This is a genomic window from Streptomyces sp. NPDC046985 (assembly GCF_040644415.1).
Lineage (GTDB): Bacteria > Actinomycetota > Actinomycetes > Streptomycetales > Streptomycetaceae > Streptomyces.
Window position 1 is genome coordinate 197,817 of the sequence record NZ_JBEYWK010000003.1, and the last position, 15,183, is coordinate 212,999.

General features: G+C 68.3%; 9 protein-coding genes and 2 pseudogenes. 4 read left to right on the top strand and 7 right to left on the bottom strand.

Features of this window, described 5'->3' with window-relative positions:
* Positions 1 to 228 precede the first annotated feature (228 nt).
* From ABZ861_RS05460 to ABZ861_RS05470, 3 genes are read left to right on the top strand one after another with little or no spacing between them, the layout of a single operon-like run.
* Entirely contained in the window at positions 229 to 7,278 is a 7,050-nt protein-coding gene (locus ABZ861_RS05460) for a polymorphic toxin-type HINT domain-containing protein (RefSeq protein ID WP_361624064.1), read from the top strand.
* A complete protein-coding gene (locus tag ABZ861_RS05465; protein WP_361624067.1) occupies positions 7,211 to 7,972 on the top strand; it encodes an Imm50 family immunity protein in 762 nt (253 codons plus the stop codon). The genes ABZ861_RS05460 and ABZ861_RS05465 overlap by 68 nt, the downstream gene beginning before the upstream one ends.
* A complete protein-coding gene (locus ABZ861_RS05470) occupies positions 7,959 to 8,354 on the top strand; it encodes an Imm50 family immunity protein (protein WP_361624070.1) in 396 nt (131 codons plus the stop codon). Before ABZ861_RS05465 ends, ABZ861_RS05470 begins: the two co-directional genes overlap by 14 nt.
* 187 nt (positions 8,355 to 8,541) lie before the next feature.
* Here ABZ861_RS05470 and ABZ861_RS05475 read toward each other — a convergent pair whose 3' ends face one another.
* The 5 genes and pseudogenes from ABZ861_RS05475 to ABZ861_RS05495 form a co-directional block, all read right to left on the bottom strand.
* Positions 8,542 to 9,849: a tyrosine-type recombinase/integrase gene (locus ABZ861_RS05475; RefSeq protein WP_361624073.1), complete on the bottom strand. Its 1,308-nt coding sequence runs from the start codon at positions 9,847 to 9,849 to the stop codon at positions 8,542 to 8,544.
* Positions 9,849 to 10,073: a helix-turn-helix domain-containing protein gene (locus tag ABZ861_RS05480; protein WP_361624076.1), complete on the bottom strand. Its 225-nt coding sequence runs from the start codon at positions 10,071 to 10,073 to the stop codon at positions 9,849 to 9,851. Before ABZ861_RS05480 ends, ABZ861_RS05475 begins: the two co-directional genes overlap by 1 nt.
* Positions 10,073 to 11,510, bottom strand: a pseudogene (locus ABZ861_RS05485) (replication initiator). The gene ABZ861_RS05480 and the pseudogene ABZ861_RS05485 overlap by 1 nt, the downstream one beginning before the upstream one ends.
* 150 nt (positions 11,511 to 11,660) lie before the next feature.
* Positions 11,661 to 12,449: a DUF2637 domain-containing protein gene (locus ABZ861_RS05490; protein ID WP_361624079.1), complete on the bottom strand. Its 789-nt coding sequence runs from the start codon at positions 12,447 to 12,449 to the stop codon at positions 11,661 to 11,663.
* A 37-nt stretch (positions 12,450 to 12,486) separates the two neighbouring features.
* Positions 12,487 to 13,625, bottom strand: a pseudogene (locus ABZ861_RS05495) (AAA family ATPase); the annotation flags it as partial.
* A gap of 23 nt (positions 13,626 to 13,648) precedes the next feature.
* Between ABZ861_RS05495 and ABZ861_RS05500 the strand changes: the two are divergent.
* Entirely contained in the window at positions 13,649 to 13,921 is a 273-nt protein-coding gene (locus tag ABZ861_RS05500) for a hypothetical protein (protein ID WP_361624082.1), read from the top strand.
* Positions 13,922 to 14,504: 583 nt separating this feature from the next.
* On the opposite strand, the gene ABZ861_RS05505 is transcribed toward ABZ861_RS05500, so the two are convergent.
* Both ABZ861_RS05505 and ABZ861_RS05510 read right to left on the bottom strand, forming a co-directional pair.
* Positions 14,505 to 14,750: a hypothetical protein gene (locus ABZ861_RS05505; RefSeq protein ID WP_361624085.1), complete on the bottom strand. Its 246-nt coding sequence runs from the start codon at positions 14,748 to 14,750 to the stop codon at positions 14,505 to 14,507.
* Positions 14,738 to 14,989 (bottom strand): hypothetical protein, encoded by a 252-nt coding sequence (locus ABZ861_RS05510; RefSeq protein ID WP_361624466.1) that lies wholly within the window; start codon positions 14,987 to 14,989, stop codon positions 14,738 to 14,740. The genes ABZ861_RS05505 and ABZ861_RS05510 overlap by 13 nt, the downstream gene beginning before the upstream one ends.
* Positions 14,990 to 15,183: the final 194 nt, after the last annotated feature.

The following is a 15,183-nucleotide window of genomic DNA, read 5'->3' on the forward strand; positions in this document are numbered from 1 at the left end:
CATCGCTTGTGAAGAACGTGAGCGAACTGGGCCGGTAGTGCGCGGCCTGCGGCGCTTTTCTGATAGAGGGGCAGACAGATGTCGACGCGGGGTGGGAAACGGCGCAACAGCGGCCTGAGCAGACCCAGATGGGCTGCTCTCCTCGCGGTCGGAGCGCTTCTCGCATCCGCGGGCACGGCCAGTGCCGATGCGGTGAGTTCCCAGCCGAAGCGTGCTTCCGCTCCTCACGTGCCCGCCACGCCGTCGGTGAAGGACGTCAAGCCTGCGGCGATGCACTTCTCCAAGCCGCGTAACCAGGCCACCCGGACCTACAAGCCCACCGCGACCTCGCTGCCGAAGGCCGTATCCGCCATCGTCGCGGTCACCGGCGCGAAGACGCGGCCGTCAGCCAAGACGGCGTCGGCTTCGAGCGGCATGCCCATATCCGTGAATGCGGTCGCGCCCAAGCGCGGCTCCTACGCTGGGCCCTCGTCCGTGGACGTCACGGTCAAGTCCCCTGCGGCAGCCGCGAAAACAGGCGTGCGCGGTGTCCTCTTCACGGTCGTGCCCTCCAACGCCGGCCAGGGGAGAGCACTGCTCAGCTTGGACTACTCCCGCTTCGCACAGGCATATGGCGGCGACTTCGGTTCTCGGCTCCGTCTGGTGCGGCTTCCGGCCTGCGCCCTGACCACGCCGCAGAAGGCCGCGTGCCGGCAGCAGACTCTGCTGGGATCGAGAAACGACCCGACGCGCAAGTCGCTGACGGCCGCCCTGGACCTCGGCACTTCATCGGTCGCCCAGCAAGCACCCCTCACCGGTAAGGCCTCCTCCGGAGGCCCGGGTTCGGGCGCATCTGCCGGAAAGCGTCCCATGACGGCCTCGGCCAACGCCGCCGGCTCCTCGAAGATGGTGATCGCTGCCGTGTCCGGATCGGGCGGTGGGGACGGCGGGGCCCCGTCCGGTTCCTATGCGGCCACGACACTGAAGCCGTCCGGCTCCTGGTCCGCGGGTGGCTCGACCGGGTCGTTCACCTACTCCTATCCGATGTCCGCGCCGTCGTCGGCGTCTTCCCTGACCCCTCACCTCTCGCTCGACTACGACTCGGGATCGCTGGACGGGCAGACCGCCGCGACCGAGGCCCAGTCCTCCTGGGTGGGAGACGGCTGGAGCACGCCGCAGTCGTTCGTCGAGCAGTCCTTCGTCTCCTGCAGTGACAGTCCCGAAGGGAGCGCATCGCCGGTCTCGACTTCGGACGAGTGTTACGACGGTCCGGTGCTGACACTGGCGCTCAACGGGTCGACGACCGCTCTGGTGTGGGACTCCTCGAAGAGCGTGTGGAAACCGCAGCAAGACGATGGCACGGTCGTCAAGCACGTCACCGGCTCCAACAACGGCACCGGCACCTACAACACCGACTACTGGAAGGTGACCTACCGCAACGGCACCGTCTATTCCTTCGGCCGCAACGAGCTGCCGGGCTGGACCTCGGGCAAGCCCACGACGAACTCGGTGGACTCCGAGCCGGTGTACTCGGCGCACTCCGGCGACCCCTGCTACAACGCGTCCGGGTTCACCTCCTCGGTGTGCACGATGGCCTACCGGTGGAACCTGGACTACGTCACCGATGTGCACGGCGACGCGATGTCCTACTACTACAAGCAGGACGCCAACTACTACGGCGAGGACAACGGCGCCCACAACGTCTCCTACGTCCGCGACTCGCACCTCGACCACGTCGACTACGGCTTCACCGACGGAGGCGCCTACGGCACGGTGCCGGCCAAGGTGCTGTTCGCGACCGGGGACCGGTGCGTGTCGGGCACCTGTGACCCGCTGAACTCCACCACCAAGGCGAACTGGCCTGACGTTCCCTACGACCTGGTGTGCAACTCGGGCGCCACGTGCGGTTCCCACAGCCCGTCCTTCTTCTCCACCGTGCGGCTGACCTCAGTCACCACCGAGCAGTACGCGCCCGCCTCCTCGGCGTACGCGAAGGTGGACACCTGGGCGCTGACCCAGACGACGCCCACGTCGGGTGACGGCAATGCGACGCTCTGGCTGTCCAGCATCGCCCGCACCGGTCAGGACACCGCGGGCGGCGGCAGCACCTCACCCGTCAAGCTGCCGAATGCGTCGTTCGCGGCGGTGGATCTGCAGAACCGGGTGGACACCGCCACTGACGGTCTGCCGCCGCTGTACCGGTTCCGCATCTCGTCCATCACCACCGAGACCGGTTCCGTGATCGGCGTCGAGTACGGGCGGACGAACCCCTGCTCCGCCCCGGTCACCGCCACCCCCTCGGCGAACACGTCCTCTTGCTACCCGGTGTACTGGACGCCGCAGGGCTACAGCGCGCCGATCCTGGACTGGTTCAACAAATACGTCGCCGACAAGGTCACCCAGACCGACCCCACCGGCGGCGCGCCCACGACGGCCACCTCCTACCAATTCTCCAAGCCTGCCTGGCACTTCGACGACAACGCAGTCGTCCAGAAGAAGTACCGCACGTATGGGCAGTGGCGCGGCTACGGGGACGTCAAGACGCTGAACGGCGACGGCGTCAACGACAAGCAGACGCTGGACGAGACCACGTACTACCAGGGCATGTCGGATGACGACGACACCACCACCGTGACGTTGACCGATTCCCAGAGCGGCGCCCACGAGGATCTCGACCAACTGGCGGGCCAGACCCTTGAGTCCACCTCCTATCTCGGCAACGGCGGATCGGTGGACCACTCCTCGATCACCTCGTACTGGGTTTCTCCCGCCACCGCGACACGCACCCGACCGGGGCTGCCGGACCTCACGGCCAACGCGGTGCAGCCGGTCGAGACGTGGACACGGCAGGCGCTGACCGACGGCGGCGCCACGAGCTGGCGCATCACCGAGACCGACACCGCCTATGACGCCACCGCCGCGGACGCCGGCTTCGGCCTGCAGACGGCGCAGTACACCCACACGGTGCCGGCGAACGCGGCGTACAACCGGTGCACCACGACCGCCTACGCCGCCCCCAACACCACCGAGAACCTGGTCGGCCTGACAGCGAGCACGGAGACGGACTCGGTGGCCTGCGGCGGGTTCACCGAGGGCAGCACGAGCAGCGTGCCCGGTTCCGTCAACACCCTGACCGCCCCGCTGAGCGTGAACCGCCCTGCTCAGGTCGTCTTCGCCACTCGCACGTTCTACGACGACAAGACCTTGGCGACCACGTGGCCGCAGCCCGGCTCCCCGACGTTCCCGCAGACCACCGCGCCGACCAAGGGCGACGCATCGGTCACGCAGACCGCATCCGACTACAGCGGCGGCGCGTTCGCCTGGCAGACCGGCAAGGCCCAGGTGTTCGACTCCCGCGGCCGCATCATCGCCGCGTACGACGCGAACGGGAACAAGACGGCGACCGCCTACACCGACGACGCTTACGGCTCGACGACCGGCACCACCGTCACCAACCCGCTGAACCAGGCCACCTCCACCACCCTGGACCCGGCCCGCGGCCTGCCCCGTACCACGACAGACGCCAACGGCGTGGTGACCACCGTCCAATACGACACCGTGGGACGGACCACGAGTGCGTGGCTGAACTCCCGGGCCACCACCAGCCAGGCGGACTACACCTACGACTACACCGTGTCCAACAGCGGCATCACCGCTGTGACCACGAACAAGCTGAACGAGTCGCTGACCTACACGACCACCACGACGCTCTACGACGCCCTGCTGCGGGTACGCCAGACGCAGACTCGCACCCCGCTCAGCGCCGGTCGGATGGTCACCGACGCCTTCTACGACACCCGTGGCTGGAAAACGGCCGCTTACAACGGGTGGTACGACTCCACCAGCCTCCCCAACACCGTTCTGGTCTCCGCAGCCAACCTCAAGGACGAGGTCCCCAGCCAGGACTACTTCACCTACGACGGCCTCGGCCGCACCGTGATCGACCAGTCCGAGAAGGACAACGTGGAGGTCTCCCGGACCACCACCGTCTACAACGGCGACCGCACCACCGTCATCCCCCCGGCAGGCGGCGTCACCAAGGCCACCGTCACCGACCCCCTCGGCCGCACCTCGGAACTCGACGAATACACCAGCGCCCCCGCCCTGACGACCCCGGCCAGCACCTTCACCGGCATCTGGTACGTCACCGGCGGCGCCACCCAGGCCACCGCCTACGGCTTCGACGGCCACGGCAACCAGAGCACGGTCACCGCGGGCGGCAGCACCTGGACGAACACCTACGACCTGCTCGGCCGCGTCACCGCCAAAAACGACCCCGATGCCGGCTACAGCACCCTGCAATACGACAACGCCGGCGACGTCACCCAGACCACGGACTCCCGCGGCAAGACGATCAGTTCTGCCTACGACGCGTTGGGCCGCAGAACCGGCGAGTACGACGCCCCGAGCACCGGCCAGTCGTCGTCGAACGAGATCGCCTCCTGGGTGTACGACAACGCCAACAACGCCGTCACCGGCATGAAGTACCCCATTGGCCATGTGACCACGGAGACCGCGTACTCAGGTGGCGCGGCCTATGTCACCCAGTCCAAGGGATTCAACGTCTTCGGCGAATCCGTCGGCGAGACCGTCACGATCCCCTCCTCCACCGAGGGGACCACGCTCGGCACCAGCTATACCTTCCAGCACACCTACACCGCGATCAAGGGACTGCCCTACCGCGACGTCTTCCCGGCGGCCGGAGGCTTGCCCTCCGAGACCGTCTCGCACACCTACGTAAGCGTCCTGGACCTCCCGTCCGGCCTGGGCAGCACCTCCGGCTATGCGAACGCCACGGCCTACGACGCCTTCAGCCGGGTCCAGCAGGAGACCATCGGCGCAGGTTCCAACGAGGCGTGGATCACCGACGCCTACGACCCGCACACCAGCGACCTCACGGACCAACTGGTCACACGATCCACGGCCACACCCACGAACGTCGACGAGCAGGCCTACACATACGACCCGGCCGGCGACATCACCAAGCAGACCGCCACCCGGCTGGGCTCTGCCTCGTCCACCGAAACCCAGTGCTACCAGTACGACACACTGGACCGGCTCACCCAGGCATGGACCGCCACCGACTCCTGCGCCGCCACCCCCACCACGAGCAACTTCTCCATGGTCGGCGACGCCCTGGACGCGAAGGGCGCTTACTGGACTAGCTGGAGCCTGGACGCCCTGGGCAACCGCACCGGCCAGGTCCAGCACTCCACCACCGGCGGCCCCGACACCACGAGCGGCTACGCCTACGACGGCAACAACGCCAACCAGCCCCACACCCTCACCTCCACCAGCACCACCGGCGGAACGACCTCCTCCACCAGCGCCGTCTACGACAGCGCAGGCAACACCACAACCCGCACCACCCCCGCCGACGGCGCCCAGACCTTCGTCTGGGACGACGCCGGCCGCCTCACCGGCATCACAGGCGGCACCGCGGGCGACAGCCACTACCTCTACGACGCCGAGGGCAACCTCCTGCTCCAGAAGGGTCCCTCCAGCACCACCCTGTATCTGCCCGGCGAGCAGCTCACCCTCAACACCGGCAGCGGCGTCGTCAACAGCGTCCGCCACTACGCCCTGCCCGGTGGCGGCTCCGCCGTCCGTACCGGATCCACCGCCACCGGCAGCACCAGCACCTACACCTTCGAGATACTGGACCAGCACGGCACCGCTGGCCTCGCCCTCGACTCAACCGCGCAGACCCCCACATGGCGCGAGTTCACCCCCTACGGAGCATCCCGAGGCGCCACGGTCACCTGGAGCGACAACCGCGGCTTCCTCAACGCCGTCACCGACACCACTTCCAGCCTGACCATCCTCGGCGCCCGCCAGTACGACCCCACCCTCGGTCGCTTCATCAGCCTCGACCCCCTCATCGAGGCCACCAGCCCTCAGCAGCTCAACGGCTACAGCTACGCAGCCGACAACCCGGTGAACGAGGCCGACCCCAGCGGCCTGTGCCCCGCTGACCTGTGCGGCGTCGGCTACCCCATAGGCGGCACCGGCACCAGCCCCAGCAACCCCACCCGCTACGTGGAGACCGGACCCGTCGACCCCGGCAACGACAGCGCCGGCTACTGCCACAACGGCTCCTGCGGCCACACCCACTACTACAACGACAGCGGCAGCGGCTACAGCAGCAGCGGCCACAGCGGCAGCGGCTACAGCGGCAACGGCCACAGCTCCACACCCCAGGGGCCCCACAGCAAGGGCACTGCGTGGTGGAAGAGCGGCCTGGACTTCCTCGGCGACGCGGGCAAGTTCGTCTATCAGGCGTCAGGAGCCGCCGACGCCGTCGGCTGCATCGAGAACCCGAGCTGGGGCGGCTGCACCAAGGCCGCCACCATGCTCGCCCTGACCATAGGCACCGGCGGCGAGGACGAAGTCGCCCTCCTCGGCGCTCGCGCACTCGAAGACGGAGCCGAGGCAGGCGCCACCGACCTCGCGGCCGGAGGAGAAGACCTCCTCGGCGTCGGCTGCAAGCTCAGCTTCAGCCCCGGAACCCGTGTGCTGATGGCCCATGGCAAGACGAAACCCATCGCCGCCGTCAAACCCGGCGACCGAGTCGAAGCCGGCAACCCCGACACCGGCAGACATCAGGGCGCGCATACCGTCCTCGCACGCTTCATCAACCACGACGACGACCTCGTCGACGTCGCCGTCCGAACCAGCCCCCACCACACCGCCGTCCTTCACACCACCTCCAAGCACCCCTTCTGGGACGACACCCTCCGTACCTGGATCCCCGCCGGCCGCCTCAAGCCGGGCCACGACCTGGAAACCGCTGCCAACGCCCAGGTCCGCATCCTCACCGTCCGCCCCCGCCCCGGCGCCGCGGACATGTACAACCTCACTGTCCAGAAGCTTCACACGTACTATGTACTCGCCGGAACCACCCCGGTCCTCGTTCACAACTGCGGAAACGCAGCAACTGGAGAAGGGATCACCGGCGCTGAGGCCAAGGCCCAGGCATTGAGTGATGCCGGTGTCCCTGAAGGTGCAGAGCCGCTAGACGTTCGCCAGGTTCCCTCGACGACGCCCCGCGGTAAGCAGATCATGGATGCGAATCACCAGCCTGTATTCTTCACCGAAGAGGACCATCTGACAGAGTCCGGTGACTTGGTCACTTACCAGGACCACTACACCGGTCATAGCTTCGGCGATGCAGACGGCGTCGGCGACCAGGCACCGCATGTTCACGTCCGTCCGTTCGATGATCCTCGGCATGGGCTCATCCCAGGCGTCGAGCCCCACTACTATTACGATCCAAGTTTGGCAGGGCGCGCAGGCTAGTCAATGGAGTTCGGGGGGTGCGGGCTACGGCGCGAGCACACTTCAGCGGAAGTGCGCGGTTGGCAGCGTGATTTCCCGCGCCCCTGGTCTGCTTCATCTGTCACTCTTGCTACCGGCGCCGTCTCGACGGAAGCTGAGGTGCTGCTACATCTATTTAGCAGGCAGCCAAGAAAGGAATCTTATCATTTTCGTTCCCGTATGGTCGGATCTTCTGGTCGATGCCGAACGATTGACTTCCCTGTATACCAATCTTCCACCCTTGGAAGGATTGTTGCTCAGGTCTGTCCATTTGAGTCCTTATGGTCCTGGCCTCAAATTGCGGGTAGAGCTTTCTCGTTTCCCGGACCGAGCTCCCACTACCTGGACTGAGGCGGGTTGCGATCGGCTTGAGGCTCAGATCCACTTCCTGGCCGTAGGCGAAGACCTGCAGCTGAGGGGAGTACCAGATCAGACCGTGACTGATATCCGGCTCGGGTCGATCGCGCAACGCCGGCTCCGGGTTTCAGTACAAGGAGCTGGCTTTGCGCTCGAATTCACGGCCGCGGACGCGCTCCAGGTTAGCCACCTTAACGCCTACCGTTCTGGAGGGGAGAGTCCATATGCTGCGCGGCGTTTCTTCGAGAATCGCGTAGACCAGCGCCTGTATCAACTCCTGCCTCCCATGACCAAAAGGCCATTCTATGACCATCCGTGACTGGTCGTTCAGTATTTCCGACCCGCGCTCGCTTCGCGAGGTTCTTGGCACACCGCCTCCACCATTGACCGAATATGAACTGGTTTCCTTTCATATTGACGAGAGGGAGGCATCGGTCGCCCTTGGGTTTTTCTCTATTGGCCAGCCGGCGGGTGCTGCGATCACGTGGCAAGAAAAAGGACACAATGCAGTCGAGTTTTTCTTGGTCTGCACCGGGGTGGAACGTCTCTCAGTAGAGGGCTGGAGTACCGAGCCGTTCACCTCTGTTTCGCTCACTAGGTCGCATGTGGAGTTGAGCGGCGAGGGAAAAAGGATCTCCTTCGACGTTGCCGAGATCAGAGCTGATGCTCCGATTGGGCGTTTGGCCAGCCGGGCTCCGTAGGCGGAAGACCCGGTGGCACTTTACTGCCCCGAGAAACTCGGCTGGAATCCTTGCGGTGCGCGGAGAGGTTTGATGAATTGCTCGATGCGTACTCCTGGCGAGAGCAGTACATGCAACCCAATAGACCCCACCGGATATTCTCCGGCGGGGCCTATTAGCCGTCTGACGGCAGTAGTTGACGGCAACGTCAGCGGACGGGGGCTGCACAAACGGGTGGTTCGTCGCCGTCGTCGGGTCGGGCGATGGGCTGGGCGGGGTTGCGGAGGGCGTTGCCGAGGAGGTCGATGGCGTCGCGTTGGAGGCGGAGCCGGACGTGGGCGTACACCGTCGCGGTCACGCCGATGTGGGCATGGCCCAACAGCTCTTTGATGACGACGAGTTCGACGCCCTGTTCCAGGAGCAGCGTCGCCGCCGAGTGCCGGAGGTCGTGGAAGCGGATGCGGCGGAGGGTGGCGCGGCGGAGCAGGGTGTTGAAGTGCCGGGTGAGGGTGGCTCCTTCGATGGGGGAGCCGTCGGGCCGGGTGAAGACGTAGCCGCTCGCCTTCCAGCCCGCCCCTGCCGCCTCGCGTTCCTCGGCTTGCCGTTCGCGGTGCTGTTCGAGTGAGCGCAGGCACTCGGTAGGCAGCGCAATGCGCCGCTCCGAGCTCTGCGTCTTGGTGGGCAGGGCCGTCAGGCCGCCGCTGTTGGTGCGTTGGAGGGTGCGGCGGATGCTGGCGGTTCCGCCGGCCAGGTCGAGGTCTTCCCAGCGCAGGCCGAGGAGTTCGCCCTTGCGCAGGCCGGTGCGCAGGGCGAGTTCGAACAGCGCGCTCAGCCGGTGCCCGTCCGTGGCGGCGAGGAAGTCGCGCGCTTCCTCGGCGGTGAGGGGTTCGAATCGGCGGGGGCGTGGTGTGCCCATGCGGACGTTGCGGGCGACGTTGCGGGGGATCTCCTCCTCTCGGACGGCGTGCTCCAGGGCAGACTTGAGGACGGAGTGTACGTAGGCCAGGGTCAGCGGGGAGAGCCGCTTGCGGCAGCACTTCTCGAGCGTGCAGCACTGGGGCTGGTCGCGGGCGGTGTCGAGGCCACGTGTGCAGCATTGGCAGGTGGTGCGGAGTTGGTCGAGCCAGGTGCGGACGTCCTTGGCGGTGAGTTCGGCGAGCTTCTTCCGTCCCAGGCCGGGGAGCAGGTAGAGGCGAACGCAGGCGGTGTAGCGGGTGTGGGTGGTCTCGCGGAGCCGGTGGACGGCGACGGTCTCCAGCCAGTAGGTGAGGAACGCTGCGACGCTGCCCTGCGCGGACGGTGCCGGGACGCCCTTGTTGCTGGCGGCGATCTTCTCGGTGAGTTTGGCCAGGGCCTCTTTGCGGGTGGTGCCGTAGACGCGAATGCGGCGGTGGGCGTTGCCGGGGGCGAGGACGCATCCGGCGGCTTCCCAGCGGCCGTCTTTTCGCTGGTAGACGGTTCCGTCGCCGTTGGCGCGGGTCCGGCGGGAGGCGGGGGTGTCCCGGGGTGTGGTCATCAGGCGGCTTCTTGTTCTAGTCGGGTGCGGATGAAGTCGGTGAGGGCGTGGGTGGGGATGCGGCGGGCCCGGCCGAGGGTGATCGAGGCGAGCTGGCCGGAGCGGAGCAGGTCGTAGACGGCGGAGCGGCCGAGCTGGAGACGAGCCATGACCTGGGGGACCGTGAGCAGATCCAGCACCGGCGCCCCCTCTGTGCGGAGGACGGCGAGCGGAGGTGAGGCCATCAACAGCCCCCTTCGGCCGAGAACTGCCGTTCCAGTTCTTCGCGGTGCCAGACGTTGGCGGCGAGGCGTGCGGCGCCGGGGCTGTAGCCCGAGCCGAGGTAGGCCCAGTGGCCGATGACGAGCGTGGTCGTTGGGTCGGGTTCGGGTAGGCCGGCGCGGGCGCGGGCCTGTTCGGTGCGCCAGGTGCGGCGGGCGTCGCGCAGGGCGCTGAGGGTGGTGGAGTAGCGGCGGGATTTGGTGGAGAAGTGGCCGCGGAAGCCGAGCATGTGCGCCCACTTCCAGAGCTTGAGGGCGGCGAACTCCGGGCGTTTGCCGAGCTCCCAGCAGGTGCGGATCATCTGCCGGACGTGGCGTGCGACGGCGAGCCGGGGTAGCGGGCGGGCCTGGCCGGTGCCGCCGCAGGCGGTGCATGGGAGCGGGGTTCCGTGGGGTAGGAGGGTGGCGCCGTGGCCTTGGCAGGGGCGGCAGAACAGGGCGTGGTCGAGGGTGCCGGAGGCGTCGGCGGATTTGGTGGCGTACTTGGCCACGTAGGCGGCGACGGCCTGGTCGGTGAGTTCGGTGTCGGTGCCGAAGGAGGCGATCTCGCGGACGTCGAGCTGTTCGCCCCAGGCGAGTTCGCGTTCCCCGACAGCGTCCGACTCGACCGTGACGCGGGCGCGGGGGACAGCGGCCCGGATGGCGTCGGTGAGTACAGCGACAGTGGCGTACGGAGGTGGCGGCTGGGTGCTGCCCTCGGGGCCGTCGAGCCGGATGACGGCGTGGAAGTGGACCAGTCCGCGCTTCTGGTACTCGGCGACCTTCGCGAAGGAGACCCGCAGCACGGCCCGGGCGGCCTTCTGCGTCATGCCGAGCCGGGCGGCGATCTCCCGGCGCAGGTAGGTGGTGAAGCGGGCCCACAAGGCTCCGGCGTGGGCATTGAACAGCACTGCGCCCGCGTAGTCGTACGTCGCGGGGTTCAGCGGCGTGCCGAGCAGCGGGTCCGTGGGTTCGTGGAGCTTGCGGCAGCGGCAGGGCCGGGTGTCGCCGCCGGGGGCGGTTGTGGACGGGGCCGAAGGAGGGTGCGGTGAGGGTGGCGAAGACGCGGGGGTGGGTGCGGACGGTGTCGGGGACGGTCTTGCCGCCGGAGAGGCCGGCGCGGATGAGGTGGTAGGTGTCGGCGGCGTAGAGGCGGGAGCAGGGCGGGCAGCGGGAGGCGCGGCGGTTGCCGCACGTGGTGAGCAGGCTGCCCGTGGGTTCGTCGGACGTGGTGTAGGAGCGCAGAACTTCGCCGGTCGTGGTGTCGACGGTGGCGGTGCGGCCGGTCAGGCGGACGGGTTCGGTGCAGCCGCCGAGGCGTTCGATCTGCTGCTGTGCGCGGCCGAAGTCGGGGTGGTTGACCAGGTGAAGCAGGTCCCGTACGGCGGGGCTTGCCACCTGGCGCGGGTCCAGGGTGACCATTCGGGGCGTGTCCCTTCAGTTCGGGTGGGTGGCCCCGAGCAGCGACCAGCCGGTCAGGGAGGCGTGTTGGCGCTGCTCGGGGCATGACGAATCAGGCCCATGGGCGGGCGTGGTTTCAGCGAGGGGGATTCGGCCGGTGAGGGCCGGGGCTCAGAGGCGAGCGAGCGCGGCGGTGGCGACCGGCAGGGCGATGCCCATGCGGGTCCCCAGTTGTGCGGCGGTGATGGGCTGGCCGTGCTCGGCGTGGTGGGTGTCCGCGATGCGCCGGGCGGCGTTGAGCAGGGCGGCGGGCAGGGCCGGGCGGCAGGCGGTCGCGTTTGTCTTGGCGATGGCGACCGGGGCGGTGGCCTGGGACGGAGCGGGGTTGGGCGGCGGTGCTTCGATGGTCGGGGTGACCGGAGCTGGATCAGGGGCCGGGGTGGGGTCGGTGACCGGTGCATGGGTTGGTGATGGTGCGGCAGGGGCGATGACCCCAGCGGGCACCGTCTCAGCGGCGGGGATGTGGACAGGTTCAGTGGCGACTTTCAGGGGTCGCTGGGTGAGGGTGTGGAACTGGGCCAGGAACGAGGGGCCGACGCGGCCCCAGCCCAGCAGCAGGAGCGGTGCGACGGTATCCAGACAGGCACGTCCGTAGCGGCCGGTCAGCAGCGGCTCGACGGTGTTCAGTGCGAGGGTGAGCAGCCCGCACAGATGCAGCAGGCGCGTACCGGCTTTCACCTCGTTCTCGGGGACGCTGTGCAGGGCGAGGAATCGCAGCGCGACCAGCAGCCCGACGACCGACAGGTCCACCATGGGAGCGACCAGCGGCGCGATCAGGTGCGGAACACCGAGGCGCAGGGCGAGCGCCCAGACGTTGCCGAAGGAGAAGACGAAGGCCAGGGCCGCGATGACCGCCATGACCACGGTCACGGTGCGCCGGGTGAACCGTTCCTCGGTCATGTGTGGGGCCTCCTTCCGGGGTGGGGTTCGGGGGTGATCACGGCCGTTTGGCCAGGGGCACGACGGTGCCGTCCGCCGTCGCGGCGTCGGCCCAGCCGCGCGGGCCGGGGACGGATTCCAGGTACAGGCCTGGGTCGATGGCCAGGTGGGCGGTCGCTTCCGCGATGCGGGCCGCGTCGGCGTCCGGGACGTACGGGGTGCGGATGCGGGTGAAGCCGGGGCGACCCTGCATGGCCATGACGGCGACGCCGACGTAGGCGGGGTCCTGCAAGGTGACCGGGCTGGCGTCGGGCCAGTTGCGGATGTCGTCCCCGAGTGCGGCCACGGCGGCTTCCGCCGTCTTCTGGGCGAAGGAAAGCCCGACCGGGCACACGTCGCGGATGAAGGTGGGGATCGCGTCGCCGGTCACTTTCTGGCTGACCAGGATGACCAGGAAGCCGACACTGCGGCCCTTCTTGACCAGGTCTTCGACCAGACGCGCGTTGTCCGCCGTCAGCGCTGCCAGGCGCTTGGTCTGCGGGTCGTTGCCCTTGTAGTCGCGGGAGTAGGTGTGGGCCTCGTCGATGATCAGCACGGTCAGCGGCCAGACCTCCGAGGGACCGACGTGCCACATGTTCTTCACACCGAGCACGTCACGGATCGCCGAGGACCGGGTACGCCGCAGCGCGACCATGCGCTTGAACAGTGTGTTCGCCTCGTCCAGGTCGTCGCCGACGAAGGCGAACAGACGGCTCCGCAGGTCGGCGTAGTCACCCTCACGGGCGGCCGACACCTTCCCGTCGGCCACCGCGAGCTGCACCGCGCGCGATGGTGCGAGGTCGCAGACGAGCCGGTTGATCAGCGAGGTCTTGCCCGCGCCGGGGGTACCGGCCACGGTCACGCCGGGCACGTTGGCCAGCGAGACGGACACGGCGGCGGCGTACTCGTCCACGCCCAGCTCCCACCGCGACAGGTCGGCCGGCGGGCGGCCGGTGGGACGATGCTCGATCTGCATGACCAGCGGATCCAGGCGAACACCCCGATCACCACCCGGCCGGAGCCGTCCGGCAGCACGGACACCCGCGTACACCGCCACGAGTCGGCCAGGAACCGGGCCGCGCGCTGGAACTCCTCCAGCCCGACCTTCGGCAGGCACGTTGCCCGCACGACCACCCCGAACTGATTGGCCGTCACCTTATCCTGCACACAGTTTCGCCCTCATGTCTCAGCACATGCTCGCGCTGGAGCGAGCCCGCGAGCAGGAAGACCGCGAAGCCGTCGCCCGGAGCGGCAAGACGGACGACGAGACGGATGCCGAGATCCAGCAGACACGGACGGAGCTGGAAGCAGCACTGGCCAACGTCGAAGCGATCAAGGCCAGGCTCAACCTCATGGTCGCAGACCAGAACCGTCGGAAGCGACTGCGCGGCGAACGCACGCCAGAGGACGATGCCAGGCTGGAGAGGCTCAAAGACAAGCTCCGCCGCGAATAGACTCCCGCGACCACGAGCGGTTCCCGACAGCCGAAGCAGCCCAGAGCGAGCCAGCCACGACAGCGCGTTGGAGCTGTTCAGAGTTTCTTTACTTGATCAAGGGCGGCCCGCTGACGCGGGCCGCCGCGCGCCGGCGGTCGGTGACCGCCGCCCGCTCCTGTCTGCCGCCCCGCTGGCGACGGCCGCCGAACCCTCGGCGCGCAGAGCCCGGGAGCGTAGGCCCGATCCCAGCCGGAAGCCCCTCGGCCGATCGCTCAGCAGGTCGGGCGCGTACCTGAGAAGTGCCCGGCGGGATCGCGTCGTCCCGGACGCCCATGCTTCTTGCCTGGCTGGGGGCCGTGACGATGGAGATAACTGGGCTGATGCCGGTACGGTGTTGAGCGAGACACACATGGCGGGTGGCCGGTCGTCGCACCCGCCGTCGTGGCTGACTTTCTGTGGCAGAGGCCAAAACCCTAACCCTCACAGTCATGGGCGCGGCACGCATATGAGGGCCCGTCCCTGCCGGGGCTGACGAGGACGGGGGAGCCTCGATCGGCTGCGCCCGGCAGGGACGGGAGTCGGGTGGGCAGCGCGGTGCGGGTCACGTCTGGCGCCAGGTCCGCCAGGGGCGGGTGATGATCTCCCGGTAGGTGTGGTGGGACGGGTTCTGGCCGCAGTGCCGCAGTACCCAGTCCTGCGGTTCGGCGAGGTCCTCGCTCGTCGGTGAGGTCTCTTCGTCCACGGCGCACTGCATCGCGTACAGGACCGGCTCCGCATCGGGCTCGCGGTCGGGCTGGAGCGTCCAGGTCTCGTAGCGCAGGACCGAGCGCGGGTTCACCGCCCCCACCCCCGGTTGGCCACGGCCACCTTCGCGCCCAACTCCTCGGCCCGGGTCGGCGGACGCACATCCCCGGGTGGCACGTCCCACTCCAGGCCACCGTGCGGTGGCCGAAGCTGCACGTACGGCCCCACGCGCCCCATCACCACGCCCACCTTGCCGTTCCGCCGGTCGACCACCAGGGCGCCGGCATCGGGCGAGACGGTGTGCCCGTCGGCATCATGGGTGGGGGCCGTCATCGTGACCACCTCGGCGAGGCGGCCCGCGACCAGGCGTCCAGTCGCAGGGGGGAACACATAAGGTGGCGCTCATTCGCACGGTGCCGCTCCTCGGCGGCGTTGATGCGTGCCCCTGGGCCTGATGGTGCCGCAGGGTCGGCACCGATCCTCACGCCGGTCACCGGGACGAAGGAACCTCCACCAAACCCCACTTCGGGACGTCC